This window comes from Acrocarpospora corrugata (assembly GCF_009687845.1).
Taxonomy (GTDB): domain Bacteria; phylum Actinomycetota; class Actinomycetes; order Streptosporangiales; family Streptosporangiaceae; genus Acrocarpospora; species Acrocarpospora corrugata.
In genome coordinates this window covers 1-25,812 of record NZ_BLAD01000110.1, presented here as the reverse complement: position 1 = coordinate 25,812, position 25,812 = coordinate 1, and the positions used below count along the sequence as shown (strand labels likewise).

At 69.1% G+C, this 25,812-nt stretch carries 23 protein-coding genes; 10 read left to right on the top strand and 13 right to left on the bottom strand.

The window, feature by feature from the left end; translation table 11 throughout:
- Nucleotides 1-414: 414 nt before the first annotated feature.
- The 3 genes from Acor_RS38550 to Acor_RS38540 all read right to left on the bottom strand — a co-directional run bounded on the left by Acor_RS38550 (nt 415) and on the right by Acor_RS38540 (nt 2,282).
- Nucleotides 415-891 (bottom strand): SRPBCC family protein, encoded by a 477-nt coding sequence (locus tag Acor_RS38550; RefSeq protein WP_170317307.1) that lies wholly within the window; start codon nt 889-891, stop codon nt 415-417.
- A gap of 87 nt (nt 892-978) precedes the next feature.
- Nucleotides 979-1,605, bottom strand: a complete 627-nt coding sequence (locus Acor_RS38545; RefSeq protein ID WP_170317306.1) for a TetR/AcrR family transcriptional regulator — start codon at nt 1,603-1,605, stop codon at nt 979-981.
- Nucleotides 1,602-2,282 carry a hemerythrin domain-containing protein gene (locus Acor_RS38540; protein ID WP_170317305.1) on the bottom strand — a complete coding sequence of 227 codons (681 nt, stop codon included), beginning with the start codon at nt 2,280-2,282 and terminating at the stop codon, nt 1,602-1,604. The genes Acor_RS38545 and Acor_RS38540 overlap by 4 nt, the downstream gene beginning before the upstream one ends.
- 217 nt (nt 2,283-2,499) lie before the next feature.
- Here Acor_RS38540 and Acor_RS38535 point away from each other — a divergent pair, with 217 nt between their 5' ends.
- Nucleotides 2,500-3,015: a methylated-DNA--[protein]-cysteine S-methyltransferase gene (locus Acor_RS38535; RefSeq protein ID WP_155341714.1), complete on the top strand. Its 516-nt coding sequence runs from the start codon at nt 2,500-2,502 to the stop codon at nt 3,013-3,015.
- Nucleotides 3,016-3,390: 375 nt separating this feature from the next.
- Here Acor_RS38535 and Acor_RS43760 read toward each other — a convergent pair whose 3' ends face one another.
- Both Acor_RS43760 and Acor_RS38525 read right to left on the bottom strand, forming a co-directional pair.
- Entirely contained in the window at nt 3,391-3,726 is a 336-nt protein-coding gene (locus Acor_RS43760; RefSeq protein ID WP_218034752.1) for an Rv0909 family putative TA system antitoxin, read from the bottom strand.
- Nucleotides 3,727-3,767: 41 nt separating this feature from the next.
- Nucleotides 3,768-3,962, bottom strand: coding sequence for an antitoxin (locus tag Acor_RS38525; RefSeq protein ID WP_155341713.1), 195 nt, complete (start codon nt 3,960-3,962; stop codon nt 3,768-3,770).
- 77 nt (nt 3,963-4,039) lie between these two features.
- On the opposite strand from Acor_RS38525, the gene miaA reads away from it, so the two are divergent.
- From miaA to Acor_RS38505, 4 genes are all read left to right on the top strand, one after another.
- Nucleotides 4,040-4,951, top strand: coding sequence for a tRNA (adenosine(37)-N6)-dimethylallyltransferase MiaA (gene miaA / locus Acor_RS38520; RefSeq protein ID WP_155341712.1), 912 nt, complete (start codon nt 4,040-4,042; stop codon nt 4,949-4,951).
- Nucleotides 4,939-5,754 (top strand): diaminopimelate epimerase, encoded by an 816-nt coding sequence (gene dapF / locus Acor_RS38515; RefSeq protein ID WP_155341711.1) that lies wholly within the window; start codon nt 4,939-4,941, stop codon nt 5,752-5,754. Before miaA ends, dapF begins: the two co-directional genes overlap by 13 nt.
- An 89-nt stretch (nt 5,755-5,843) precedes the next feature.
- The gene (locus Acor_RS38510; RefSeq protein WP_155341710.1) at nt 5,844-8,159 is read left to right on the top strand and encodes a tetratricopeptide repeat protein; all 2,316 of its coding nucleotides are present in this window, start codon (nt 5,844-5,846) and stop codon (nt 8,157-8,159) included.
- Between the two features lie 198 nt (nt 8,160-8,357).
- The gene (locus Acor_RS38505; protein WP_246239723.1) at nt 8,358-9,119 is read left to right on the top strand and encodes an HNH endonuclease family protein; all 762 of its coding nucleotides are present in this window, start codon (nt 8,358-8,360) and stop codon (nt 9,117-9,119) included.
- Here the strand turns inward: Acor_RS38505 and Acor_RS38500 are convergent.
- The 6 genes from Acor_RS38500 to aceB are packed head-to-tail and all read right to left on the bottom strand — an operon-like array spanning nt 9,116 to nt 15,535.
- A complete protein-coding gene (locus Acor_RS38500) occupies nt 9,116-9,334 on the bottom strand; it encodes a DUF2277 family protein (protein WP_155341709.1) in 219 nt (72 codons plus the stop codon). The two genes, Acor_RS38505 and Acor_RS38500, sit on opposite strands and share 4 nt — an antisense overlap.
- A gap of 10 nt (nt 9,335-9,344) precedes the next feature.
- Nucleotides 9,345-10,085 (bottom strand): IclR family transcriptional regulator, encoded by a 741-nt coding sequence (locus Acor_RS38495; RefSeq protein WP_155341708.1) that lies wholly within the window; start codon nt 10,083-10,085, stop codon nt 9,345-9,347.
- A complete protein-coding gene (locus Acor_RS38490) occupies nt 10,082-11,308 on the bottom strand; it encodes a (Fe-S)-binding protein (protein WP_155341707.1) in 1,227 nt (408 codons plus the stop codon). Before Acor_RS38490 ends, Acor_RS38495 begins: the two co-directional genes overlap by 4 nt.
- Complete coding sequence (locus tag Acor_RS38485) at nt 11,308-12,483, bottom strand: FAD-binding oxidoreductase (protein WP_155341706.1); 1,176 nt, start codon at nt 12,481-12,483, stop codon at nt 11,308-11,310. Before Acor_RS38485 ends, Acor_RS38490 begins: the two co-directional genes overlap by 1 nt.
- A complete protein-coding gene (locus Acor_RS38480) occupies nt 12,483-13,916 on the bottom strand; it encodes an FAD-linked oxidase C-terminal domain-containing protein (RefSeq protein WP_155341705.1) in 1,434 nt (477 codons plus the stop codon). The genes Acor_RS38485 and Acor_RS38480 overlap by 1 nt, the downstream gene beginning before the upstream one ends.
- 32 nt (nt 13,917-13,948) lie before the next feature.
- The gene (aceB, locus tag Acor_RS38475; protein ID WP_155341704.1) at nt 13,949-15,535 is read right to left on the bottom strand and encodes a malate synthase A; all 1,587 of its coding nucleotides are present in this window, start codon (nt 15,533-15,535) and stop codon (nt 13,949-13,951) included.
- Nucleotides 15,536-15,646: 111 nt separating this feature from the next.
- Here aceB and Acor_RS38470 point away from each other — a divergent pair, with 111 nt between their 5' ends.
- Nucleotides 15,647-16,363, top strand: a complete 717-nt coding sequence (locus tag Acor_RS38470) for a DUF4097 family beta strand repeat-containing protein (RefSeq protein ID WP_155341703.1) — start codon at nt 15,647-15,649, stop codon at nt 16,361-16,363.
- Nucleotides 16,364-16,365: 2 nt separating this feature from the next.
- Here Acor_RS38470 and Acor_RS38465 read toward each other — a convergent pair whose 3' ends face one another.
- A complete protein-coding gene (locus Acor_RS38465) occupies nt 16,366-17,703 on the bottom strand; it encodes an FAD-binding oxidoreductase (protein ID WP_308805717.1) in 1,338 nt (445 codons plus the stop codon).
- A gap of 168 nt (nt 17,704-17,871) precedes the next feature.
- Here Acor_RS38465 and hflX point away from each other — a divergent pair, with 168 nt between their 5' ends.
- Nucleotides 17,872-19,269, top strand: coding sequence for a GTPase HflX (gene hflX / locus Acor_RS38460; RefSeq protein WP_246239720.1), 1,398 nt, complete (start codon nt 17,872-17,874; stop codon nt 19,267-19,269).
- A gap of 162 nt (nt 19,270-19,431) precedes the next feature.
- Here hflX and Acor_RS38455 read toward each other — a convergent pair whose 3' ends face one another.
- Nucleotides 19,432-20,475 carry an NAD(P)H-dependent amine dehydrogenase family protein gene (locus Acor_RS38455; protein WP_155341700.1) on the bottom strand — a complete coding sequence of 348 codons (1,044 nt, stop codon included), beginning with the start codon at nt 20,473-20,475 and terminating at the stop codon, nt 19,432-19,434.
- Nucleotides 20,476-21,251: 776 nt separating this feature from the next.
- Between Acor_RS38455 and hutI the strand changes: the two genes are divergently transcribed.
- The 3 genes from hutI to Acor_RS42635 all read left to right on the top strand — a co-directional run bounded on the left by hutI (nt 21,252) and on the right by Acor_RS42635 (nt 24,819).
- On the top strand, nt 21,252-22,460 hold the full coding sequence (gene hutI / locus Acor_RS38450) for an imidazolonepropionase (protein WP_155341699.1): 1,209 nt from the start codon (nt 21,252-21,254) through the stop codon (nt 22,458-22,460).
- A 98-nt stretch (nt 22,461-22,558) separates the two neighbouring features.
- On the top strand, nt 22,559-23,401 hold the full coding sequence (locus Acor_RS38445) for a DegV family protein (RefSeq protein ID WP_155341698.1): 843 nt from the start codon (nt 22,559-22,561) through the stop codon (nt 23,399-23,401).
- A gap of 863 nt (nt 23,402-24,264) precedes the next feature.
- Complete coding sequence (locus tag Acor_RS42635) at nt 24,265-24,819, top strand: ComEA family DNA-binding protein (RefSeq protein WP_170317303.1); 555 nt, start codon at nt 24,265-24,267, stop codon at nt 24,817-24,819.
- The last annotated feature ends 993 nt before the right edge of the window (nt 24,820-25,812 follow it).

The following is a 25,812-nucleotide window of genomic DNA, read 5'->3' as shown; positions in this document are numbered from 1 at the left end:
CCCCCTCAACCACCAAACCCCGCCCCACCACCGCCCCCAACGAGAACATCGACGAAATCGACCGAGGCAACGGCGCCGGCGCGGTAGACCCCGCAGGCCCGGTCGGCGGCTACTAACCCCCACCTCGTCGTGTGACACCCGGTCGGGAAAGGCCATTGCTGTCCAGGCTTCACACGGCAAGCTCACGAACACCCACTTCAGGGCGGGCGCACCAACGCACCCGCCCTGAAGCATTCCGCCCATAGGGACGCCCATCTCGGGCCCCACTGGCGGACCCGACTCGGGTAAGAACTTCTCACGGAATGAGCGAGCCGCCGCGCTGATCGCCGTCCTCCGGCGCCGTTCACGCCCGCGATCGTCCTCACCGCGCCGACGCCAAGAAAGCGTGTGTCGTGGCCGAACTTCGACTCGGGTTCAGCTGGTCGTGGTCGACGGCTTCGGGTCGGTGCGGTGTGGGCTGGCGGCTGCGATCGTTGCGATTCGGGCCAGGTCGTCGGTGAGTGCTTCGGCACGGTCGATGTGCAGTGGGTTCATCCTCGTCAGGATCCAGTCGAGCCAGCGGGGCATGCTGGTCACCTGGAAGGTCTGCACGATGCGGGTCTGGTCGCCGGTCGGCTCAAGGGTGATACGCCAGTCGGTGCTGTCCGGCTGAAGGGTGGTGGGGACGGTGCGCCAGGCGATCTCGCGGGGTGCGTCGAAGGCGAAGATCTCGCATACTCGACTCCACTGGAGCCGGCCCGATCGGTTGCTTCCGCGGAACCGCGCGCCCGGTGCGGCCTTGGTCGTTCCGGGTAGCCAGGTGACCCGATGGCATTCGTGACTCCACTCGCTGGCCCGGGTGACGTCGGAGACGACTCGCCAGACCGCGTCAACCGGCGCGTCGACGGTCACCTCCGTTCGGCCTGACCGGGCGATGCTCCGATTCGCCGCCATGGCGGACCTCTTTCGCTGATTGAAGCTGACGGAAATGCCGTACTGTCACTCGCCGAGCAGCCGGTCGATGGCACTGGCCAGCCAGGTCTGGTACTGCTGCGGCGTCCAGCCGGACCCGCTGGTGAGCATCTGGTACACCTCAAGGGACAGGACGGCCCACAGCCCGTCGCGTTCCTCGATGGTCGGCGCGCGACCGATGGCGATCGTGATGGTCTGCGCCAGGTCGTTCCGCCGGCGTTCCTCGCTTCCGCGCAGTCGCCGGGCAAGCTCGGCGTCGGCCGCCGCGGCCTCCCGGAGCGCGAGGTACACCCGGGCGGTGCGTTCGTGGATCGCCGCGAGCAGGCGCGCTCCGCCGTCGATCCGCTCCTGTCGCGTCCCGGCCGCGAGCGGGGCGAACTCCGGGCGTTCGCGCGGCGGCTCCGGCTCCGCGTCGCCGACGATGGTGACGTCGAGCACCGCCATCAGCAGGTCGCTCTTGGACCGGAAGTGGGCGTACATGGTCTCGACCGACACGCCCGCCGCACGGGCGACGTCGCGCATCCCGGTCCCGGTCCAGCCGCGCGCACCGAACGTCTGCGCGGCCGCGGTGAGCACGGCAGCCCGGGTCTCCGCAGCCTGCTGGGCACGGCGGGGCGATCGATAGGGACGACGCGGTCCGGGCTCCGAGGTCATCCATTGGTCCCGGGAATGTCCGCGCCCCATCGCGCGGCGGCTTGACGCCGGTATTTGCCGGCGAATCCACGCAGCAGGATGAACCTCGGGACGGCCGGGACCTGCCGCACGACGAGCCGGCGGCCCTCACTGTCCAGGCCGTCGAGCAGCCAGTGCCCTTCGATCCCGAGCTCGGCGAACGACTTCGTTCTCACGTAGTACTTCTGCCCCCACGCCTTCCACTCCGCCTGCGTGATACTCGCCGACACGACCGGCATCGCCAGCTCGACCACGCGTTCCAGATGCGGCAGGAGCCCGCTCGTCAGCGCGTCCAGAGCCGCGATGACCTCGACCCGGGGCTCGTCGGTGTCGGTGGCCGCATACCGCAGTCCGGCGGCCTTCAGCCTCGCGATCCCGGGCTCGATCTGACGATGGTCGGCGTCCAGCGAGTCGAGCAACGGACCCGCCGCGGGGTTGCGCTCCCGCACGATCGGCCAGAGGCCCTCATCCTCACCGGTGTGGTGGGCGTGAAGGAACTCCATCATCCACACCACGTGCTCGCCGACCGCCCGCCTCCGCCGATCTCGCGGGTACGGCTCGGCAGTCAGCGCCGCCCGAGCCCGCTCAAGATCGCGGCACAGCGCGCCGTGCACGATCCCCATCATTCGCGTATCGGCCCTGGTCGAAGCGGTCCCCATGATGCCCTCCAATCGACGCAGCCTCGTAGAACAAGGATGTAATCACTACAAGCCTGTTCCACTGATATCGAATCCGACGACGCCGGCCGGGGATGTTTCGTGAGGGCGGGATCGGGAAAGGCCAGCCTCAGACAGGCCCGTGCGGTGCGGTATTCCGCACGGGTCTCTCTGCGTCTCGGGCGGCGAAACTGTCGGTGGCGGGGCGGAGAATGGGGGCATGGCTGAGACGGTTGCCTTTGCGAGTGTTGCCACCGAGTTGTGGGACGTGCTCGTCGCGGTCACTCCGGTGGGTGTCGCGGGGATGAGCTTCCAGGACTCCGAGCGGGTTCGGGAACGGTTCGCCGCGCGGCTGGGGCTGCCGGTCGCGGCGGATGAGGCTCGGGTGAGCGCGGTGCGGGCGGAACTGGAGGCCTACTTCGCGGGAGACCTGCGGGAGTTCGCGTCACCGGTGGACTGGCGGCTGACGTCAAGAAGCCAGCGCCGGGTTCTCGGGTTACTCCACGAGTCCGTGCCGTTCGGAAAAGTGGTCACCTATGGCGACCTGGCCAACGAAACGGGCGTCCCGGCCAGGGGAATCGGATCGATCATGGGAAGCAATCCGATTCCGATCATCGTGCCGTGCCATCGCGTCGTCGCGGGCGATGGACTCGGCGGGTTCAGCGGCGGCGACGGGGTGGAATCGAAACGATGGCTGCTCACCCACGAGGGCCATCTGCCGCTGGCGCTCTTCTAGAGAAGATCCATCGGTGACGTTATCGTCCGTCTCCGAGTCCTCGCAGTCATGACGGTGATCGCCGGTAACGCCAGCACTGATGTCTCTCCAGCCGTCGTATTCCTGGGGAATGAGAGAGTCGCCGGGCTGCTCGCCGTTATCCGGCGCCGTTCACGCAGATGATGGTTCTCACCGCACCGGCGCCAAAGGAGCTCGGCCATCCTGTTGGTGGCTCTGAGACTCGCATCGCGCGGGATCGGCGGCTCTGAGACCCATATCGCGCGAGGAGCGGCTGGGCTGGTTGGGCGCGTTCTGCGGGACCGTTGGTGGTGATCGGGCTGGTTGGACGCACAGCGGGAGCCGCCCCGGTGGGAGGCGGCTCCGGTGGTGGGTGGGTTAGCCGGGTTCGCCGTCGATCTTGTCGGCGGCTCTGCGGGCGGCGTCGGCGCTTCTGTTGATCTGTTCGGTGTACTTGCCGCCGGTGGCGCGGTCGGCCGCCGCGGCGGCGCTGTCGATGCCGTCCATGACCTTGTCCTCGACCTTGTCGCGCATGCCGCTGGACTTGGCCTGGGCGTCCTGCTTCATGCTGCCGGCCCGGTCCCTGGCGTTGTCCGCGCCCTGGCGCATCTGGCCCATGGCGTTCTCGCCGGTGCTCTTCGTCTGCGTGGGGACGTTCCGCACCTTGCCTTCGGCGCCGCCGAACATCTCCCGTACCTTGTCAAAGAACGACATTGTGCCCCCCGTATGTTGTGGCTGGCGCCGTGAGCGGGCGGTCAGCCGGACTGGCCGTCGATCCGGTCGGTCATCTCCTTGGCTTTCGTGCCGGCGGTGTCGATGTGCTCGTCGTACTTGCCGCCGGTCTTCTCCTTGGCGACCTCGGCCGCCTTGTCGACACCCTTGTTGGCGGCGTCCTCCGCCTTGTCGGAGTGGCCCCTGAGCACGCTCTTGGCCTTGTCGAAGATCGACATCTTGAATTCCCCCGTTTCACGGCGCGACGTGGCACCGTACGACTAATTGTTACCCGGGAGCTTGGGACACTTACCTGGTGGGGCAACTACCAGTGATCGCCGTCGTGGGGCCCACGGCGGCCGGAAAGTCCGATCTGGCCGTGGATTTGGCGCTACGGCTGGGCGGCGAGGCCATCAACGCCGACTCGATGCAGCTTTACCGAGGAATGGATATCGGTACGGCGAAGCTGACCATCCCCGAACGAAAAGGTATACCGCACCATTTACTAGACGTATGGGACATTACTCGGACGGCAAGCGTCGCCGAGTACCAGGAACTCGTCCGCCCGCTCATCGACGACCTGCGCAAGCGGGACGTGGTCCCGATCCTGGTCGGCGGCTCTGGCCTCTACATCCGGGCCGCCCTCGACGACCTGGAATTCCCGGGCACCGACCCCGAGATCCGAGCCCGCCTGGAGGGCGAACTCGCCGACGCGGGCCCCGCCGTCCTCTACGCCCGGCTGACCGAGGCTGACCCGGTCGCCGCCGCCGCGATCCTGCCCACCAACGGCCGCCGCATCGTCCGCGCCCTGGAGGTCATCGAGTTCTCCGGCCGCCCCTTCTCCGCCACGATGCCGTCCTATGACTCGGTCTACCCCAGCGTCCAGATCGGCGTCGAAATCCCGCGCCCGGAACTCGACCGCCGCATTGAGCTCCGCGTCGACCGCATGTGGGCGGCCGGGTTCGTGGACGAAGTCCGTTCCCTCCGGGAAGCGGGCCTGGCGGGCGGGCTGACGGCCAGCCGGGCGCTCGGCTACGCGCAGGTGCTGCGCCTTCTCGACGGCGAGTGGTCGGAGGAGGAAGCGCGCGCTGAGACCGTCAGAGCGACCCGGAGATTCGCGCGCAGGCAGGAGTCCTGGTTCCGCCGCGATCCGCGGGTGCGCTGGCTCACCGCCGGCGCAGCAGACCTTGTCGATCAGGCCGCTAGGCTGGTGACATGCGGTTTGTGAAGGGTCATGGGACGGAGAACGACTTCGTCCTCCTGCCCGATCTCGAAGGGCGGCTGGACCTGCCCGCGGCGCTGGTGGCCAGGTTGTGCGACCGGCGCGCCGGGATCGGCGGCGACGGCGTGCTGCGTGTCGTGCCGACCAAATTCGTGCCCGAGGCGGAGGAACAAGCCGCCCAGGCCGAATGGTTCATGGACTACCGCAACGCGGACGGCAGCCTGGCCGAGATGTGCGGGAACGGCACCCGCGTCTTCGCCCGCTACCTCGTCGACACGGGCCTGGCCGAGGCGGGGGAGTTCGGCGTCGCCACCAGGAACGGGGTGAAGCGGGTCAGGCTCGGCACGGCCGGGGACGTCACCGTCGACATGGGCAGCCCCAAGGTGTTCGGCGAGAGCCGCGCCTGGCTGAACGGGCGGGAGTATCGCGGGCTCCACGTGAACATGGGCAACCCGCACCTGGCCTGCGTGATCGACGACCCGGTCACCGAACTGGACCTGGCCGCCCAGCCGCGCTATGACCGCGCGGTCTACCCCGAGGGCGTCAACATCGAGCTGATCAACCCGGTCGGCGACCACGCCGTCTCGATGCGCGTCTACGAGCGCGGCTCCGGCGAGACCCGCTCCTGCGGCACCGGCGCGGTGGCCACCGCCGTGGCGGCCGCGCACGCCGCCGGAGAGACGACGGGCGTCTGGAAGGTCCGCGTCCTGGGCGGCAGCCTCAAGATCACTCTCGACCGGGACACCAGCTACCTCACCGGCCCCGCCACGCTGGTCGCCACCGGCGACTACCACGACATCCCGATTTAGTCCGAAAAGCGTCGAGAAACACGGCATTTGGGGGCGTATCCGTCTCTTGGGACGGATGGGTTCGGCACAGGCGTGTACGCGTTTGGGGCATGGTCGGCGACCTGGCAGACTGGCTGCCCATGGACGTGGACATCTGGTCATGGGTCGGTGGCACCCAGCGGCAACTGCATGAAGCCGGAAACGCCGGTTTGGCGATGGCGCTGGGCGACGTGCCCGCGCAGGCGCTGGAGGGGCGATACGGCCAGCTCGACGTCGTGGCCCCGGCCGTCGCTCAGCAGGCGGAGGAGCTGGAGCAGCCGTGGCTGGAGCTCTTCGCTCGATACTGGCATGTGATCGGCCGGGTCGGTGACCGGGCCAACGGCGCGGTCGCCCTGGCGGACGCGCGGGAACTCGCGGAGTTCGCCCAGCGCTCCGACGTCAGCGACTGCCCGGCCGCCTCGGCCGCGGCGGAGGCGCTGGCGATCACGCTGGCCAACACGGACGGGCCCGGTTACGCGGATGAGCGCCTGGCCATCCTCGGCCGCGCCCTCGGCACGGTCGGCCCGGACTCGCTCGCCTTCTCCGGGCTGACCACGCAGTATGTGGCGGCGCTGCTGGACAACGGCAAGCCGGCCGAGGCCGTCACCTACGCCGAGGCGGCCGTGGAGCGGCTGCGTGGCGTGGGCAGGGAGGCCTCCTGGGAACTGGCCGCGGTGTCCGCGCGGGCGCTGCTGGCGGTGGGCCGGGGTGAGGACGCGCTGGCCGCGCTGCACGCCGCGACCGGCTTCAAGCCGGACGACCCGGTCGCCAAGTCGCGCCGGGAGGGCCTGCTGCACGCCGGCATCCTGGCCGAGCTGGGCCGGATCGAGCCGGCGGTCGAGTCGCTGCCCGATCTCGACGTGGTCGGCGAGCACCCGCGCGAGTGGGTGGAGTGGTCGCAGGTCGTCAGGAAGCTGGCGGCGGGCGCCTCGATCGCCAACAGCTGGCAGCTGGGCCGCGTCATCCGGCAGTGGATGAGCTACTTCGAGACGATGGGCGGCCATCGGGCCCAGGTGGAGCTGGCGCTGACCGCCGGGCATCTGGCGCTGGCCCGGCAGGGCACCTGGCAGGCCCGCGAGCTGGCCAAGCTGGCCGAGGCGGTGCTGCCGGAGCTGGCCTCCAGCGAGGGGCTGCCGGAGCGGATCGCCGAACTGCGCGCCGCCGCCGACGCGGCACCGGTCGTGCCGCTACCCGGTCCGCCCGACGAGCTGGTCGCCTACTTCGACGCGGCCGACGGCCGTACCGCGGATCCGGAGCGATGGGTGGGGTGGCTGTGGCGGCGCTCCGGCACGGATCTGGAGACGACCCGGCGGCACACCACGACCCTGGGCTTCCTGGGGTATGCGCCGGTGGGCGCCGAGATCTACTGGAAGATGATCGTCGAGGACGCCGATCCTGGGCAGGCGGACGAGGAGGACATCGCCTACCTGACCGGGCTGCTGATCGAGGCCGAGCAGGACGACCGGGTGGTGGAGCTGGCCGCCCGGCTCACCTCGCCGGAGTCGCACCTGGCGCTGGCCCGCCTCTACCGGGCCAGGGAGCGCTGGGAGGAGACCTCGGTCGAGGCCGAGCAGGCCGTGCTGGGCGGGGCCGGGCTGGAGGGCCGCCGCCTGTGGTCGGCCGCCGTGCAGCACCAGGGGGACAACGCGACCGCCGCCGACATCCTCAAGCCGGTGCTGGCGGAGGGCGCCGAGGGCGAGGAAGAGGACATCTGGCGCGTCATCGTGCTGGCCACCGCCACCGAGGACTGGGCGCTGGTCCGCGAGGGCGCGGCCAAGCTGGGCATGCCGCTGCAGACCACCGAGGGGCCGATCGAGGAGGAGTGGCACCTGATCCGCGCCATCCTGCCCGCGCCCGACGGCAGCCAGCGCGAGGTGCTGGCGGTCCGCACCGGCCCGGCGACCGCGCGGCTGGCCATTCCGCAGCCGCGTGGCATGGAGTACAACGCCGGCGACATCGTCGTGGTGGACCCGCGCCCGCTGGAGCCGATCCCGGACACCGAGGAGGAGCGCGAGAACTTCGTGATCCCGTTCGCCGGCATCTCCATCCTCCGTCCCGGCGGCTACACCAGCTGGTTCTTCGACGGCGCCGCGCCCGGCGAGGCGGAGTGGACCGAGTTCAACGAGCTGCTGGCCGAGCGGGGCTGGCCGATGTGGGTCTACAGCGACGACGGCTACAAGGTCACCCACCCGGGCACGGGCGAGCCGATGCAGGGCGTGTTCGGCTGGATCGCGATCCCGCCGTCGGTGGAGCCCGCCGAGCTGGACGCGGTGCTGGACGACGCGACCGAGCAGTGGGTGCACCCGCTGGCCTGGCTGGACCTGTCCCGTGAGGTCGGCGTCGAAGCCGAACGGCACGAGCGCATCGTCAAGGAGTACGGCCTGTAGAAGTCACGAAGGAGGCCCCGGACGGGTATTGTCCGGGGCTTCTTTTCGTTCGCCCCGGCGCGGGCGGGCAGCCGTCCCGCCGGTCGACGGCGGCATCCTGATCACATCTCCGCCCCATTTGCCCGAGTTAGCGATAACGGCTGGATTTATGGGCATTTGCTATACCTAGGTTGGTAATTTCATGACCTGGGGGTAGCGGTGCGGAAGGCGATCGTCGGGACGATCATGGCGGTTGTCCTGTTAGGCGGGTGCGGGCAGCTGGACGCGCAGGACCTCGGGCTCGATCCGCCCGCGGAATCGAGCGGTGAGCGCGAGGCGACCGGCAAAGCGCTCGGCACCAACCCACTGGACAATCCGGACGGCACCAAGCCGGGGCTGGCTCCGATCAGCTCAGACAAGGACCGCGAAGCCGCCCGGGAGCTGATCGAGAAGGTCGCCACGAAGGGCAGGGGCCCGAAGACCGGCTACGACCGCGACGAGTTCGGGTACGCCTGGGCGGACAACGCGGACGACATCCCGTTCGCGCGCAACGGCTGCGACACCCGCAACGACATCCTCCAGCGCGACGGCAAAAAGCTGAAATATCGCGATGGGTCGGACTGCGTGGTCGTGGAGATGACGATCTACGATCCGTACACCGAGCAGACGGTCGACTGGCTGAAGGCCGACGCCTCCGAGATCCAGATCGACCACATCATGCCGCTCTCCTACGACTGGCAGATGGGCGCGTCCCGCTGGACCGACGCCAAACGCAAGCAGATCAGCAACGACCCGCTCAACCTGCTCGCCGTCGACGGTTCCATGAACGCCTCCAAGGGCGACTCGGGCCCCGCCTCCTGGCTCCCGCCCACCCGCAAGATCCGCTGCTCGTACGCCGTCCGCTTCGCCCAGGTGGCCCTGAAATACGACCTCCCGGTCACCGAGCCCGACAAAACGACGATGCTCGACCAGTGCGCCTAGGCTGACCGCGCGCCGCGGACTTCCAGCGAGGCCAGCAGGGCGGCGCTGGCCGCGGTGATGGCGGCCACGGCTTCGTCGAAGGCGGCGGCGTTGTGGGCCGCCGGGGCGCGGAAGCCGGAGATCTTCCGGACGTACTGGAGGGCCGCCGCGCGGACGTCGTCGTCCGTGACCTCGTCGGTGAAGGGCGGGCGAAGGGTTTTGATGCTTCTGCACATGGTTTGCAGCCTACCTACCGGACCCGAAGGCTTCCGCGCCGAAATCGTCGGCGATCTTTCGCAACCCTCGGGCCAGTTCGTCGCGGTCCAGGGCGTCGATGCGCTCGGCGGGCCCTGACACCGACATCCCGGCCACCACCCGGTCTCCGTCCGAGACGGGCACGGCCAGGCAGTGCACGCCCAGCTCCTCCTCGCCGAGATCCATCGCGTACCCGCACTCCCGGACCGCGGCCAGTTCGGCCAGCATCCGCTCCACGCTGGTGATCGTGTGCTCGGTCCGCCGGGGCAGCCCGGTCCGCCCGAACACGGCCGCCGCGTCCGCCCGATCCGCGAGCAGCACCTTCCCGACGGCCGTGCTGTGCGGCAGCACCCGCCGCCCCACTTCGGCGAACATCCGCAGCCGCCGGGGCGAGGGCACCTGCGCGACGTACACCACGAAATCGCCCTCAAGCACCGCCATGTTGGCCGTCTCACCGGACAGTTCCACCATCTTCGTCAGGTACGGCTCCGCCCACCCGCCCACCATGCCCTCGGCCACCCCGCCGACGCGCACCAGCGAACCGCCCAGCGCGTATCGCCGATCGGACTCCTGCCGCACGTACCCGCGATTCAGCAGGGTTTGCAGTAAGCGGTGAATCGTCCCGTAAGGAAGGCCAGTCCTGGCGGCGATCTCCGACAGGCCGGCCTCACCGCCCTGATCGGCCAGTGCCTCCAGGATGTCCAGAGCCCGGTCTACACTCTGCACACTCATCCGGTGACCGCCGTGCCGCGCAGCGAGGCGTCCAGGACCTGGGCGGTGTGCGCGACCGGGATCGGTTCCTCGCCGCCGCGCCGCATCGAGGCCGTGATCTGCATCGTGCAGCCGGGGTTCGCGGAGACCAGCAGGTCGGCGCCCGTCGCCCTGACCCGCTCGGCCTTGCGGTCGCCGAGCTCGCGGGCTGCCTCGGGCTGGAACAGGTTGTAGGTCCCGGCGGAACCACAGCAGATCGACGACTCCGCGACCTCCCGCAACGTGAGACCGGGAATGGCGTTGAGCAGCTCGCGGGGCTGTTTGCGGATGTTCTGCGCATGGGCGAGATGGCAGGCGTCGTGGTAGGCCACCGTCAGGTCCAGCGGGTGCCGTTTCGCGACCGGGCCCAGCTCGACCAGGTATTCGGCCAGGTCACGGACCTTGAGCGCGGCGGCTCTGGCGGCCCACTCGGGTTCGTCGGCGAGGATCTCGGCGTAGTCCTTCATGGTGGAGCCGCAGCCGGCCGCGTTCACCACGATCGTGTCGACGCCGGCGCGTTCGAAGGTGGCGATGGTGCGTTTGGCGAACTTCCTGGCGTCGTAGCCGGAATGCAGGGAGAGCGCGCCGCAGCAGCCCTGGCCCGCGGGGATGACGACGTCGCAGCCCTCCATGGCCAGGACGCGGGCGGTGGCGGCGTTGACGCCGGGGAAGAACTCGCCCTGGACGCAGCCGGTGAGCAGGCCGACGGTGGCCCGCCAAGGGCCGCGGGCGTGGACTCGTCTGGGCAGGCGGACACGGCGGGTGGGCGGGGGAGCGAGTTCGGCCATCGCGCCGAGCGACGGGTTCACCCGGGCCAGGAAGGGCTGGAGCCGGCCGGCCAGGCGCATCGGGAGTTTGAGCAGGCGCAACCGGCGCGGGTACGGGAACAGGGCGAACACCATGCCGCGGATGGCGCGTTCGTGGGGGGTGCGGACGTGGACGCGCTCGACCTCGGCGCGGGTCTGCTCGATCAGGCGGTCGTACTGCACGCCAGACGGGCATGCGGTCACGCAGGCCATGCAGCCCAGGCAGGCGTCGAAGTGCCCGGCCATCTCGGGGGTGAGCGGGGTGCCTTCGACGTGCTGCTGCATGAGGTTGATCCGGCCGCGAGGGGAGTCCATCTCCTCGCCCCACAGCACGTAGGTGGGGCAGGTCGGCAGGCAGAACCCGCAGTGCACACAGTCCTTGATCAGCTCGGGGTCCATCAGATCCCTCCTACGAAACGTCCGGGAGACATCCGCCGGTCCGGATCGAACCGCGCTTTGACCCGCCGCATGAGATCGAGCGCGCTGATCGTCCCCCATCGGCCGGCTCCGCCGTCCGGGCCGGAGAGCACGATCAGCCGTCCGCCGAGGGCTTCCACCCGGTCCCGGAGCGCGGGCAATCGGCGCGTGTCCGGGACGGCGAGGTGGAAGACGCCGCTCGCGACCGAGCCGCGCAGCGCGTGGCCGGTCATCGGGGCCGAGGTTACTTCACGGACGAGGGTGCCCACGCTGCCCGGGGGGACGCGGAGCTCCAGCAGGGTGGGTCCGTCGGGGAGTCTGTTCCACCAGGTGGGCGGGTCGTCGGAGGTCTCGGGTTGGGGGGTGATCGGGATGGCCGCAGCCCGGGAGGCCGCCGAGGCGCCTTCGAAGAGGAGGGCGAGGGTGCAGTCGGGGGAGCCGGAGGACCAGTCGAGTTCGATGGCGGAAGGTTCGGTCTGGGAGCGGGCCAGCTGGACGGCCAGGGCGCCCAGATCCGGGCCGGTCTTGGTGGTCACCCAGCGGCGGTGGGGTGGGAGGGGGTGGAGGCGGAAGGTCGCTTCGGTGATGACGCCGAGCGTGCCGTACGAGCCGGTGAAGAGTTTACCCAGGTCGTAGCCGGCCACGTTCTTGACGACCTTGCCGCCGGAGCGGGCGATCGTGCCGTCGGCCAGGACCACGGTGATGCCGATGATGAGGTCGCGGGGTGCGCCGTACCGGAACCGGCGCGGGCCGCAGAGGGCGGTGGCGAGCAGGCCGCCGACGGTGGTGCCGGGAACGGGGATGTCCAGGGCGAGTTCCTGGTTCTGCGGGGCGAGATGCCGGTTGAGCGCTTCGAGGGTGATTCCGGCCTGTACGCGGACGACCAGGTCACCGGCGGCGTATTCCAGGACCTCGTTCAGGCAGCACAGGTCGACGAGCAGGTCGCAGCGCTCCGGCGGCGGCCCCCAGTCGAGCTTGGTGCCCCCGCCCACCGGCGTGACCGCGAGATCGTGCTCCGCGGCGACCCGGAGCAGCGCGGCCACCTCCTCCGTGGACTCCGGCAGCGCCACCCAGGTCGGCTGAACCCCGGCGACCGCGTCGCCGGCGTCGGCTGGCCGGATGGTCACCCCGGTCTTGGCCAGCGCGTCCTGCGGCATCAGAGCAGCTCCGCCTCGAACGGATGCGGACCCTTGCGCACCACGGGCACCTCACCGCACAGCCGCGGCGTCGGGAACACCTTGCCCGGATTGGACAGATTCCCCGGATCGAAGGCACACCGCACCAGCTGCATCGTGTCCAAATCCTCGTCCGTGAACATTCTCGGCATATATCGGGACTTGTCGACGCCGACGCCGTGTTCGCCGGTGATCGAACCGCCGTGCTCGATGCACAGGTCGAGGATGCGCCCGCTCACGATCTCGGCCCGCTCGCCCTCCCCGGCCACGCCGTCGTCGAACAGCACCAGCGGATGCAGGTTCCCGTCGCCCGCGTGGAACACGTTCGCCACCCGGATGCCGAACTCCTCCTGCAACCGGTCGATCCCGGCCAGCACCTCACCCAGCGCGGTCCGCGGCACGACCCCGTCCTGCACGATGTACGCCGGACTGATCCGCCCCACCGCCGCGAACGCCGACTTGCGCCCCTTCCAGATCGCCGCCCGCTCCTCCGCCGACGCGGCCACCCGGATCTCGAACGCGTCCGCCTCCCGGCAGATCCGCTCGACCTGCGCGAACTGCGTCTCGACCTCGGTCTCCGGCCCGTCCAGCTCCACCACCAGCACGGCGCCCGCGCCGGCCGGATACTCGCACTTCACCGCGGCCTCGGCCGCCTCGATGGCCAGCGCGTCCATCATCTCGATGGCGGCGGGCACGATCCCGGCCCCGATGATCGCCGACACGGCCCGGCCGCCGCCTTCGATCGTGGTGAAGGCGGCCAGCATGGTCGTGACGGCCTCCGGAGTCCGCGACAGCCGTACCGTGATCTTGGTGGCGATGCCGAGCGTGCCTTCGGAGCCGATGAACGCGCCCAGCAGGTCGTATCCGGCGTCCATGGCGGACAGGTCCACGATGTCCCCGTCCGGGGTGACCAGCTCCACCGCCAGCACGTGGTTGACCGTGAAGCCGTATTTGAGGCAGTGCGCGCCGCCGGAGTTCTCCGCGACGTTGCCGCCGATCGAGCAGATCTGCTGGCTGGAGGGGTCGGGCGCGTAGTAGTACCCGGCGTCCCTGACCGCCTCGGTGATCGCCAGGTTGGTCACCCCCGGCTCGACCACGGCGAGGCGGGCGTCCAGGTCGACGGAGAGCACGCGCCGCATCCGCGAGGTCACGATCAGCACGCCGTCCGAGCGGGGGAGCGCGCCGCCGGACAGGCCGGTGCCGGAGCCCCGGGCCACGAACGGGACCTGGAACTCCTGGCACAGCCGTACCACGGCGGCGATCTGCTCGGCGGTCTCCGGCAGCACCACCACGCCGGGCGTGGCCCGATGGTAGGTGAGGCCGTCGCACTCGTAGGTGCGCAGCCGGACCGGGTCGGTGATCACCGCCTCGTCCGGCAGCACCTCCCGCAACCGGCCCGTGAGCTGGTCAACCATCGCACTCCCTCATACCGCCATCTTCGCTCACTTCACGGCATACGGGCATACGCGGGGAGGGTGAGGAACTCGGCGAAGTCATCGTCCAGCGCGACCTCCTTGAACAGGGCGGTGGCCTGGGCGAACCGCTCCTCGTCGTAGCCCGGCTCGGCCGCGATGCCGGCCAGCTCCTCGGCGATGATCCGCTCCACCAGCTCCTTGGTGACGATCGCGCCGCTGTCGGCGAGCCGGATCTCGCTCCTGATCCACTGCCAGATCTGGGAGCGCGAGATCTCGGCCGTCGCCGCGTCCTCCATCAGGTTGTGGATCGCCACCGCGCCGCTGCCGCCCATCCACGCCGCCAGATACCGCAGCGCCACCTCGACGTTGTTCCGCAGCCCGGTCTCGGTGATCTCGCCCGGCGTCTTGGAGACCGCCAGCAGCTCGGCGGCGCTGACGCTGATGTCCTCCCGCGTCCGGTCCAGCTGGTTCGGGCGCGCGCCCAGGACCGAGTCGAACACCTCCCGGCAGATCGGCACCAGGTCCGGGTGGGCGACCCAGGATCCGTCGAAGCCGTCGCCGGATTCGCGCGTCTTGTCGGCGCGGACCTTCTCCAGGGCGACCTTGTTCACCTCGGGGTCCCGGCGGGACGGGATGAACGCCGCCATTCCCCCGATGGCGTGCGCGCCGCGCTTGTGGCAGGTGCGCACCAGCAGTTCGGTGTAGGCGCGCATGAACGGCGCGGTCATCGTGACCGCGTTCCGCTCGGGCAGCAGGAACTCCCGGCCCCGGGTGCGGAACTTCTTGATCACGCTGAACAGGTAGTCCCAGCGTCCCGCGTTGAGGCCGGCGGAGTGGTCGCGCAGCTCGTACAGGATCTCTTCCATCTCGAACGCGGCCGGGTAGGTCTCGATCAGCACGGTCGCCCGGATCGTCCCCTGCGGGATGCCGAGCAGCTCCTGGGCCCGGACGAACACGTCGTTCCACAGCCGCGCCTCCAGATGGGATTCCATCTTCGGCAGGTAGAAGTACGGCCCCTTACCCTTGTCGATCTGCCGCCGCGCGCAGTGGAAGAAGTACAGCCCGAAGTCGAACAGCGCCGCCGCGAGCGGCTCGCCGTCCAAAGTGACGTGCTTCTCGGTCAGATGCCACCCGCGCGGCCGGACCACCACCGTCGCCAGCTCCGCGTCGTCCTTCAGCCGGTACGCCTTGCCGCCGCTCTCGAAATCGATGGTCCGATCGAGCGCGTCCCGCAGGTTGAGCTGGCCGTTGACGGTGTTGTCCCAGGTGGGGGAGTTGGCGTCCTCGAAGTCCGCCAGCCACACCTTGGCGCCCGAGTTCAGCGCGTTGATGGTCATCTTCCGGTCCACCGGCCCGGTGATCTCCACCCGGCGGTCCGCCAGCCCCGGCGCGGGCGGCGCCACCCGCCACTGCCCGGCCCGGATCTCCGCCGTCTCCGGCAGGAAGTCCAGCGTCCCCCCGGCCGACAGATCGGCCTGCCTCACCTGCCGGGCGTCCAGCAGTTCCCGCCGGCGGGCGTCGAACTCGCGCTGCAGGGTAGCGACGAATTCGAGGGCCGCCGGAGTGAGGACCTCGTCGAACCGCTCCAGCATCGGACCTTTGATCTCCATAAACGGCATCCCTTTCCATAATATGGAAAACCACTTCTATTACGTGGAATCGACGCTACTTCATCGGTTTTCAAGGGTCAACGTGAGGGTCGCCTCAGGGGGTGCTCGGGGGTATCCCCGATGGGCTCAGCCTCGGGAAATCCGCAGAATCAAGTCATGAGAATGAAAAGGAACCTGACCCTCGCGGGCGCGGTCATCGGATCGACCCTGGTTCTCACCAGCTGTGGCATGGACCTGAACTTCGGCAGGACGCAGAGCGTGGAGGACTACGACGTCAGCGACAAGGTGAGTTCCCTCGTCGTGGACGCGGGTTCCGGCGACGTCGTCGTGAGCGAGTCCGACCGGAGCGGCGTCAAGGTCACCGAAACTTTGCACTACCGGGGCGACAAGCCCACCGACGGGCACCGGGTCTCCGGGGACACCCTGGAACTGTCCTACGACTGCTCCGACTGCGCCATCGACTACCGGGTGGAGGTCCCCCGCGGCCTCAACGTGACGGTCGACACCGGTTCCGGCACGATCACCCTGCGCTCGCTGACCGGCCCGCTCGACGTCTCCACCGGCTCCGGCGACATCGAGGCCACCGGCCTGACCGCCAGGACCGCCGTCGCCAAGACCGGCTCAGGCGACGTCCAGCTCAAGTTCACCAGCGCCCCCGACCAGACCGAGGTCTCCACCGGCTCCGGCGAAGGCATCGTGCACGTCCCCAAGGGCCCCTACCACGTCACCATGGAAACCGGCTCGGGCGAGCAGACCGTGCAGGTCACCCAGGACCCCGCCGCCGCCAGGAAGATCTTCATCAAGACCGGTTCCGGCGACGCCAAGGTCCTGGTCTGACGTCAGTCGAGCACCGAGTGGTTGCTCCGGAACACCCCGTGCGGGTCACGGCCGCGCTTGATGTCGCGCAGCCGGGCCAGCGCGTCCGCCGGGAAGGCCGCGCCGGCCTTCTCGCCGTAACTCAGGTAAGTGAAGGGCTTGCGGCCGGTCGTGTGCGGCGCGAACAGCCGCTCCAGCTCCGCGTGCCGGGCCCGGACGGCGTCCGCGACCTCGGGCACCGGGACCACACCCAGCATCCCCATGAGGTACGGCTCCGCCAGGTGCCCAAACGCGCCGGGCGCCGCGGAAGGACGACTGAGCGCGCCGCCCAGATGGCGGACCTGAACGCTCACCAGCGGCGGACCGGCCGCGCCCAGGACCGCGGCCGCCACCTCGTCGTCGAGCGAGGTGAGCAGGTGGCCGCGCATCAGCGCCGCGCCAGGCTCGGTCGGCTCGTTGCAGATCGTGCCGATCTCGTCGGGCTTGAGCATGCCCCTGGTGTCCAGGATCCGGCCGGGGATCGCGTCGAACACGGCCGACAGGGCCCGGCCGTCGGCCTCGCCGCCGAGGAAGGTCAGGTCCACGGCGACGGCGGCCAGACCGCGGAGCGGGGCGGGGAGTTCGGGGAAGGGCGGGAACTGGATCTGGGTGAACCAGACGGTCAGTTCCTCGGGGGCGGACGCGGTGACCTGGCGGAACGCGTCCAGGACGGCGGGGGCCTGGGTGGCGGGCCAGAGCTGGCGGCCGCCGTACAGGGCCGGGGCCGGGAACAGGTCGATCTCGACCGCGGTGACCAGGGCGAAGTCACCGCCACCGCCGCGCAGGGCCCAGAACAGTTCGGGATCGGAGTCGGCCGTGACCCTGGCCCGCACGCCGTCCGCGTCCACCACGTCGAGGGCGCGCACGCTGCCGGCCCCGAAACCGTGCTTGCGGCTGTACCAGCTCAGGCCGCCGCCGAGCAGGAATCCGGTGGCGCTGACCACCGGGGAGCTGCCCGCCAGGCCGGTCAGGCCGTGTTTGGCGGCGGCCTGCAAGACCTCGCCCCAGAGCGCGCCGGCTTCGACCCGGGCGATCCGCTCGTCGGGCCGTACTCGCACCTCGCGCAGGCGGCTGGTGCGCAGCAGGATCTCACCGTTCAATCCGGCGCTCGCGCCGTGCCCGCCGGCCTGGGCCGCGACCGACAATCCGGCCAGCCGCGCGTGCCGGACCACCGCCGCCGCGTCGTCGGCATCCTCCGGCGTCACCACGGCCCTGACTCCACTCTGGTCCACGGCCCTGTTCCACGGCTGGAGCGCCGCCGCGAAGTCGTCATCCCCCGGACGGAGGACCCGCCCCCTGATCGATTTGCTGAAGTCATCCATGCCGAGCATCGTGGTCCGGCCCGATTGCCGCTGAGCTGGAGCTGACTGGGTATCGACTTGGGCCGATCACCCGGCCCGATTATGGGGTGCGCGATCTTTGGGTGTCATGCCACCATCGAAGGGAAGACACCACGGTGTCGGACTGTTGGTCTAGTAGAGATGACATATATGCGCAAAGAGCCAGAGGACATCGGCGACTACGAACTTGAGGAGCGTCAGGCGCTCAGACGCGTCGCGGGTCTCTCGACGGAGCTCACGGATATCACCGAGGTCGAATACCGCCAGCTCCGGCTGGAGCGGGTCGTCCTGGTGGGAGTGTGGACCAGCGGCTCGGCCTTCGACGCGGAGAACTCGCTGCAGGAGCTCAGGCTCCTGGCCGAAACCGCCGGATCCGAAGTCCTGGAAGGCCTGATCCAGCGCCGCGACACGCCGGACTCGGCCACCTACATCGGGTCGGGCAAGGCCACCGAACTCCGCGACATCGTCTCCACCACCGGCGCCGACACCGTGATCTGCGATGGCGAGCTCACACCCAGCCAGCTGCGCCAGCTGGAGGAGGTCACCAAGGTCAAGGTCATCGACCGGACCGCGCTGATCCTCGACATCTTCGCCCAGCACGCGAAGAGCCGGGAGGGCAAGGCCCAGGTCGAGCTCGCCCAGCTGCAGTACCTGCTGCCCCGCCTGCGCGGCTGGGGTGGCAACCTGTCCCGCCAGGTCGGCGGCCGGGCCGCGGGCGGCGTCGGCATCGGCGGCCGTGGCCCCGGTGAGACGAAGATCGAGCTGGACCGGCGGCGGATCCGCGAGCGGATGGCCAAACTGCGGCGGCAGATCAAGGAGATGTCGACGGCCCGCGACACCAAGCGGCACCGGCGGCAGCAGCGCGAGGTCCCCGCGGTGGCCATCGCCGGCTACACCAACGCGGGCAAGTCCTCGCTGCTGAACCGGCTGACCGGCGCCGGCGTCCTGGTGGAGGACTCCCTGTTCGCCACGCTCGATCCGACGGTACGGCGGGCGCGCACGCCCGAGGGCCGCCTGTTCACGCTGGCCGACACCGTGGGATTCGTCCGGCATCTTCCGCATCAGCTGGTGGAGGCGTTCCGGTCCACCCTGGAGGAGGTCGGCGACGCCGACCTGATCCTGCACGTCGTGGACGGTTCCCACCCCGACCCGGAATCCCAGCTCGCGGCGGTACGGGAGGTCTTCTCCGAGATCTCCGGCGCGGGGGACATTCCGGAGATCGTGGTGATCAACAAGGCGGACGCCGCCGATCCGGTGGTGCTGGCCCGCCTCACCATGCGGGAACGGCACAGCATCGTGGTGTCGGCCCGTACCGGCGCGGGCATCCCCGAGTTGATGGAGCTGATCGAACGCGAGCTCCCGCACCTCGCCCACGAGGTCCATATCCTGGTCCCGTATGACCGTGGTGACCTGGTGGCCCGCGCGCACAAGGAGGGCGAGGTGCTCTCCATCGAACACACCGGCGACGGAACGATCCTGCACGCCCGGGTCCTCCCGAGCCTCTTCTTCGAACTCGACCGCATCGCCAAACCGGTAGAAACCGTATAGCCCCTCCCACAGTGTGTGCCTCCGCCTGCCCTACCTGGCAAGCGGAGGCACACGCTTGCCCATGAGGGCTTTCCGAAGCCACTCGGGCGCTCTTGGCGCCGGTGCGGCGAGAAGTGGGGTGGAGGTAAACGGCGCCGGATAACGGTGAGGAGCGGTTGGGCTTCAGGAGACGAGGCCCCGGCCGGTGATCAAGGGGAGGTCGAGGGCGGTCAGCAGGCCCGGGGGTGAGTTGATCACGGTGGGGATGGCGTTGACCAGGCGCATGGCGGTGGCCTTCAGGCCGGCCGTGTTGTGGTCGCCGTCGGCGCCGAGGAGCTGGAGGTCGAGGGTGTAGTTGGGCTCGCCGGTGACGATCACCCGGTAGCAGCCCTGGCCGGCGGGTTGCGGCCAGTCGGGGGCGAGGTCGTCGCGGAGGCGGGTGACGTGTTCCAGGACGACGGCGGGGCGGCCCCGGTGCATGCCGTGGAGCTGGAAGCGGAGGGCGGCAGCCGTACCTTTCTGGATTTTTCCGGCGGTGATGTCGAAGTCTTCGGGGGCCGGGAGGCGGGTGTGGTGTTCCTCGATGGTGTCCAGGGTGAGGTCCAGGCCGGTGGCGATCTGGCGGACGACGCTGCCCCAGGCCATGGTGAGGATGCCTGGTTGGAGTAGGAAGGGCGTTTCGTCGAGGGGGTTGCCGAAGCCCATCAGGTCGAACAGGACAGTGCGCTGGTCGTAGGTGCCGTAGTTCAGGATTTCCAGGCAGCGGATCTCGTCGATGCGTTCGCTGATGCCGGAGAGCGGGAGCCAGTCGTTGGCGAAGCCGGGGTCGATGCCGTTGACCCAGATGGAGACGTTGCCCTCGTGGGCGGCCAGGCGGATCGAGGCGTCCAGGGAGCCGTCGGGGAACTGCAGGAACACGGGGCCGCTGGAGACGACGTTGGTGCCCGACCGGAGGATTGTGGTCAGGTCGTCGAGGGCTTCGAAGATTCTCGTGTCGGCCATGGCGGTATAGACGACGCAGTCGGGACGTAGCGCGAGCAGGGCTTTGGCGTTGTTGGTGGCCTTGATCCCGGTCGGCGGGAGCCCGGCGAGCTCGCCCGCGTCGCGGCCGATCTTGGCCGGGTCGGAGACGTAGCAGCCGACCAGTTCGAGATCGGGCCGGGCGGTGATCCCGGCCAGGGTGTTTCGGCCGACGTTTCCGGTGGTCCACTGCACCACTCGGTACATGCGCCTCCTAGCGTGGGACTGAAACGCGTTCTCCAGGCAGGAACGGCCGGTGTCCAAAAACGGACGCGGCGCGGTTGACGATCACGGCGGGATGTCCGGCCAGGCGTCCCGTTTCACCTGACTCGGCCCCGTCGCGCGGATACTCCGTACCCGACCCGGTGTGACGCCCGCCACAACCCGCTGAGCTGCGCGTCCGCCGAAATCGCGGGGGTCGCCGCAGCGACAGGATCGAACCGATCCAGGATCATGACCGCGAGCCTGAAGCCCACCTAGAACAGGTTTCAATGGACGACGTAAAGGTGACAAATCGGAGAATTTGGGGAAGCCAGCCCTAAAGCGGAAGGAAAACGACACTGGCTCACGGGGGTCGGCGTTGCTAGGATAAGCCAAGCCTTACGCGACAATCTTGCGCGGGTACACACGATGACACCTGTGAGTGCTGTTACACCTGGGGTGCGGGTGCGTTTGCCGAGTCTGAGCTGGAATGACGGACTCGGACGTGACGGGGGAGAAGGACGGGTCAACCGGATGCCAAGGAGGCGAACCGGCGTTCTTCTCAATAACCCTGTACAGCGAGCCGACCTGTGAAATAACGTAACTGAACTGAAATCGCCGAGGTAACCCTCTCGGTGATCCGGTCATCGCACAACCCGGTGCGCGATGAGAGCAGGAGACCCCCCAATGACGTCCGGACACGGAGCGGACCCAGCGGGCGCGGCGCCCACGAGCTGGGCTTCCGTGGCGTCCTCAGGGACGTCGTCACGGATGGTGGTCGGATGACCGTTCGCCTTCTCACCAATATCGGCCGCCTCTGGACCGGCCACGACGTGTGCAGCAACGCGTCGATCCTGGTCCACAACGACCGCATCGCCTGGGTCGGCCGTGCCGCCGACCTGCCGCAATCGGTCCCGGGCGTCGTCGACGACATCACCGATGTCGACCACGTCGAGAACCTCGGCGGCGCGCTCGTCACGCCCGGCCTGATCGACGCCCACACCCACCCGGTGTACGCGGGCAACCGCTACGCCGAGATGGCGATGCGCTCCGGCGGCTCCTCCGCCTCGGCGATCACCGCGGCGGGCGGCGGCATCGGCTCCACCGTCACCGTGACCCGCGGCACCGACCCGTGGACGCTCTGCAACGGCGTCCGCGAACGCCTGCGCGAATGGCTGCTCAGCGGCACCACGACGGTCGAGGCCAAGACCGGCTATCACCTGACCCGTGATGGCGAACTGGCCGATGTGCGCCTTCTCCGTGAGCTGGAGAAGGAGCCGATGATGCCCCGGGTACACGTCACGTTCCTGGCCGCGCACGTCGTGCCGCCGGAGTACTTCGGCCGCCAGCGCGACTACGTCGAGGCCGTCGCCGCGTGGTGCGCCGATGCCGCCGCCGCTGGCGCCGACAGCGTGGACGTGTACTGCGACGACGGTCATTTCAGTACGGACGAGGCCCGCTGGGTGCTGGCTTCCGGCCGCAATGTCGGCCTGTTGCCTCGCGTTCACGCCGGTGCGTACAGCAAGCGCGGTGCCGTGCAGCTGGCCGCCGAGATGGGCTGCGCCTCCGCTGACCTGCTGCACCACATGACCGACGAGGACATCGCGCTGATGGCCCGCTACGGCGTTCCCGCCGTGGTCTGCCCCGGCACCGCCCTCGCGCACGGCACGCTCCCGCCGGTCCGCCGCCTGATCGGGCAGGGCGTGCCGATCGCGCTCGGCAGCGACCACAACCCCGGCCACTGCGGCATCACCTCGATGGCCCTGGTCATCAGCCTGGCCGTGGCCGCCTTCGGCATGAGCGTCGGCGACGCCCTCCGCGCCGCCACCCTGGGCGGCGCCCAGGTCCTCGGCGCACCCGACCGAGGCGTCCTCGCCCCCGGCCGCCTGGCCGACATCGTCCAGTGGGACGCCGACCACGAAGGCGCCTTCGCCTGGGCCTTCGGCCTCAAGCCCCGCCGAGTGTGGCGCGGCGGCACACCGGTCCAGTAACTCCTCGCTTGCCTGGGCTACCGGTCAGCCGTGCGTCCGGTCATGATCGCCCGTGTCGCTTTCGCGAGTAGGGCTCACGGGCTGGGTAATCTCTCGGCATGTCGGTCGTCGTGGTTACGGACTCCTCGGCCTACCTGGAGCCCGCTGAGGCCGCCAGGTGGGGCATAACGGTCGTCCCCCTGCAAGTGATCATCGGTGGCCGCGAGTTCGACGACGGCCCTCAGATCGACGCTGAGGGCGTCGCGACGGCGCTACAGGAGTGGCAACCCGTCACAACCTCCCGTCCCGCCCCACAGCGTTTCGCGGACGCCTACGAGGCCGCCGCCGCCCACGGGGCAACCGGAATCGCCTCAGTTCACCTTTCCGGCGAAATGTCCGGCACTCTCGACGCCGCCAGGATCGCCGCCAACGACGCCCTCATCCCCGTCGAAGTGATCGACAGCCGATCCATCGCGATGGGCCTCGGCTTCCCCGTCCTCGCCGCCGCGTCCGCCGCCGCCCAGGGCGCCACCCTCGCCGAGGTGGCCGCCACCGCCCGAACCACCGCCGCCACCACCCAAAGCTTCTTCTACGTGAACACCCTCGACTACCTCCGCCGAGGCGGCCGCATCGGCCCCGCCGCCACCCTGCTCGGCGCCGCCCTCGCCATCAAACCCCTCCTCCAACTCACCGACGGCTCCATCACCCTCCTCGAAAAGGTACGGACGACCACCCGCGCCCTAGCCCGCCTCGAAGACCTGGCCACCTCCGCCGCCGGCGACACCTTGGTGAACGTCGCGATCCAACACCTCGCCACCCCCACCCAGGCCGACACCCTGGCCACCCACCTCACCGCCCGCATCCCCAAACTCAACCGCATGCTGACAGTCGAGGTAGGCGCCGCAATAGCCGCCCACACCGGCCCCGGAATGCTGGCAGTAACCATCTCCCCCCAACCGTGAGCCTGTTGCGCAGGTCTTTCTGACCAGTCGCCGGCCCGCCTCGGACGCGGTCACGGCGGCCGTGCTGGTCTTTCTGACCCGTGCTCTCGTCGAAAAGGTGAAATAACGCCCGATTCCCGGAGAATCGTCCGGGGATGGCGCCGCTCTATCCACAGAACGCCGCTCGGCCGCACGGACTGTGTGTCCGGCGCTCTAAGTTCTCTGCCGTGGGAACCAGGGAGCAGCAACTAGCCGAACAAGCCGCGGTGGAATTTCGCCTTCAGCGACTCACCTCTCACACCATACATAGATCGCCCGTAGCGACTGCCGCATCCCGCGATCCTCGTGCTCACGCCCTGCCTTTGCCCGCAATGTCATCTCCCATCCTGGCTGTTCCGTCTTTGGGTAACCGAGAACGACCGGAACACCCAGTAGCAAGGCTCACGATTTCCTCAGCAAGTCCCACGGCCTCCCCGCCCTCTGCGATCTCCTCTGGGATGCCGTCCGGAGGGCAGCCGGTGATGTCGCCTGGGGTGTCGTCTGCTGCATCGTATTCCCCTGCTCTCCCCTCACTCCTTTCATCAGGGCCACCTCCGTCATTCGGTGTTCCAGCCCAATCCGATAGTGAGGAACCTTCGCGAGAATTTGACCCTATGAATCGCATTCGACCCTACGACGGATTCGTCCGAGCTTCACCTCCGACTCGGGGAGAAATAGGCCATCCCGGCGGTATCAGAAGCGCGCTGGAGGACGAAGAAGACCGTCTGGATGGATCGAGAAGAGCGGATTTTGTGGGTCGTCGAGAGAACGCGAGCGGGACGATTGGCAGTCACCTTCGAGGGGCGTTCGGCGACGGCGAACGATTCGACCCCGGGCGTCCGGGCGTGCGTGTACTGATCCTGCTGGGTGTGGTGGCCGCAGTGGTGGCCGGAATCTACGCCTGGCGATCGCAACCCGTTCCCGAGCCATTGTCCCCACCCACACCCGCTGGCGGAATGTCCCCAGCAACCCCTTCACCCACGTCCAGCGTCACCATTTACATCACGGGCAAGATCCGCGAGCCAGGCGTACTCGCCTTACCCGCCGGTTCAAGGGTCGTCGACGCCATCACCGCAGCGGGAGGAGTAAAGAAGGGCGCCAAACCCGGCTCACTCAACCTCGCCCGCCGCCTCGTAGACGGCGAACAGATCATCGTCGGCCAATCCGCCCCTCCCGGCTCCAACTTCGTACCCGACGCCGGATCCGCCACCATCCTCAGCCTCAACTCAGCGACCGCCGACCAACTTGAACAACTCCCCGGCGTCGGAGAGGTCCTGGCCCAGCGCATCATCGAATACCGCGACACCCACGGCGGCTTCCAGAACATCGAACAATTACGCGAAGTCTCAGGCATCGGCGAAAGAAAGTATGCCGAGATAAAAGACAAAGTATCTCCCTAGTCCAACACCAATCGAAGTATGGTGCGGAGGACGCAATGGGAGGTATGAGAGCGCGTCCCCCGAGGGTGCGTTGCCGAGTCCGAATAGCTCACGGTGACTTTCAATTGAGCTCTGTCAGGATGACTGGCCGGATTTATCGGGCTTCCTGGCTGGGGTTTCGGGCTACTTGGCTGGGTTCAGGGTGTGGGCTGATGCGGCCGTCACACGTCTGGTCTTCGTTCCGCCTGTCGGCGGCTATTTAATTCGGGTGGCGGGAGGATGGATTCCAGTGGCCGTGCCGGAGGCCGAGGAGGATGGTATTCCAGCCGGTCACTCGTTGGTCTTGGTAGGGCCTGCGGTGGCTGTGTGGATTGTTGCTTTGGTTTTGTTGGGGTGTTCGCCTTTGGTTGGGGCCGTTACGGGTGGCGTTTGTCTGGCGGTCGGGGTTGGGGTGGCTTGGTGTGGGCGGCGGTTGTGGGTGGCTGGGCGGTGGCGGAACGTTGTGGTTGGGAGCTTTTGTTGCGCGGGGATTGTGGCGGGCGTAGTCGCGATCAAGGTGCACGCGGTAACCACTGGGCCGGTTGCTGAGTTGGCTGGGCGGAATGCGGTTGTCTGGGTGGAGTTGGTGCTTTCTGGTGATCCGCGCGTTCGATCGGGCTCCGGGGGGTTGCGGGTGAGCGTGGTGGCTGAGGCGCAGGTCGTGCGGATTGAGCTTCGGGATGCTCCGGGCGGTGGGAAGGGCGAAGGGTCGGGAGGCAGGTCGGGCAACCGGCCGGGCGGTGGGTCGGGTGTGGGGCCGAGCAGTGGGTCGAGCGACGCGTCGGGTGTGGGGCCGGGCGACGGGTTGGGCGTGAGATCGGGTGGTGGGTCGGGTGTGGGGCTGGGTGCTGGGTCGGGCGTGAGCTCGGGCGACGGGCCGGGCGGTGGATCGGGTGTGGGGCCGGTCGGCGAGTTGGGTGGTGGGTCGGGCGTGAGCTCGGGCGACGGGCCGGGTGGTGAGTCGGGTGTGGGGCC

Excerpts from the sequence above, each read along its gene's own strand:
- Acor_RS38510 (WP_155341710.1), top strand. The coding sequence starts at position 5,844 with ATGGTCGGCGACCTGGCAGACTGGCTGCCCATGGACGTGGACATCTGG.
- Acor_RS38465 (WP_308805717.1), bottom strand. The coding sequence starts at position 17,703 with ATGGATGACTTCAGCAAATCGATCAGGGGGCGGGTCCTCCGTCCGGGG.
- hflX (WP_246239720.1), top strand. The coding sequence starts at position 17,872 with ATGCGCAAAGAGCCAGAGGACATCGGCGACTACGAACTTGAGGAGCGT.
- Acor_RS38540 (WP_170317305.1), bottom strand. The coding sequence starts at position 2,282 with ATGGGGACCGCTTCGACCAGGGCCGATACGCGAATGATGGGGATCGTG.
- Acor_RS38500 (WP_155341709.1), bottom strand. The coding sequence starts at position 9,334 with ATGTGCAGAAGCATCAAAACCCTTCGCCCGCCCTTCACCGACGAGGTC.
- Acor_RS38535 (WP_155341714.1), top strand. The coding sequence starts at position 2,500 with ATGGCTGAGACGGTTGCCTTTGCGAGTGTTGCCACCGAGTTGTGGGAC.
- Acor_RS38545 (WP_170317306.1), bottom strand. The coding sequence starts at position 1,605 with ATGACCTCGGAGCCCGGACCGCGTCGTCCCTATCGATCGCCCCGCCGT.
- Acor_RS38485 (WP_155341706.1), bottom strand. The coding sequence starts at position 12,483 with ATGCCGCAGGACGCGCTGGCCAAGACCGGGGTGACCATCCGGCCAGCC.
- Acor_RS38470 (WP_155341703.1), top strand. The coding sequence starts at position 15,647 with ATGGGCTCAGCCTCGGGAAATCCGCAGAATCAAGTCATGAGAATGAAA.
- Acor_RS38495 (WP_155341708.1), bottom strand. The coding sequence starts at position 10,085 with ATGAGTGTGCAGAGTGTAGACCGGGCTCTGGACATCCTGGAGGCACTG.
- Acor_RS38525 (WP_155341713.1), bottom strand. The coding sequence starts at position 3,962 with ATGTCGATCTTCGACAAGGCCAAGAGCGTGCTCAGGGGCCACTCCGAC.
- hutI (WP_155341699.1), top strand. The coding sequence starts at position 21,252 with ATGACCGTTCGCCTTCTCACCAATATCGGCCGCCTCTGGACCGGCCAC.
- Acor_RS43760 (WP_218034752.1), bottom strand. The coding sequence starts at position 3,726 with ATGTCGTTCTTTGACAAGGTACGGGAGATGTTCGGCGGCGCCGAAGGC.
- Acor_RS38490 (WP_155341707.1), bottom strand. The coding sequence starts at position 11,308 with ATGGACCCCGAGCTGATCAAGGACTGTGTGCACTGCGGGTTCTGCCTG.
- Acor_RS38480 (WP_155341705.1), bottom strand. The coding sequence starts at position 13,916 with ATGGTTGACCAGCTCACGGGCCGGTTGCGGGAGGTGCTGCCGGACGAG.
- aceB (WP_155341704.1), bottom strand. The coding sequence starts at position 15,535 with ATGCCGTTTATGGAGATCAAAGGTCCGATGCTGGAGCGGTTCGACGAG.
- dapF (WP_155341711.1), top strand. The coding sequence starts at position 4,939 with ATGCGGTTTGTGAAGGGTCATGGGACGGAGAACGACTTCGTCCTCCTG.
- Acor_RS38445 (WP_155341698.1), top strand. The coding sequence starts at position 22,559 with ATGTCGGTCGTCGTGGTTACGGACTCCTCGGCCTACCTGGAGCCCGCT.
- Acor_RS38455 (WP_155341700.1), bottom strand. The coding sequence starts at position 20,475 with ATGTACCGAGTGGTGCAGTGGACCACCGGAAACGTCGGCCGAAACACC.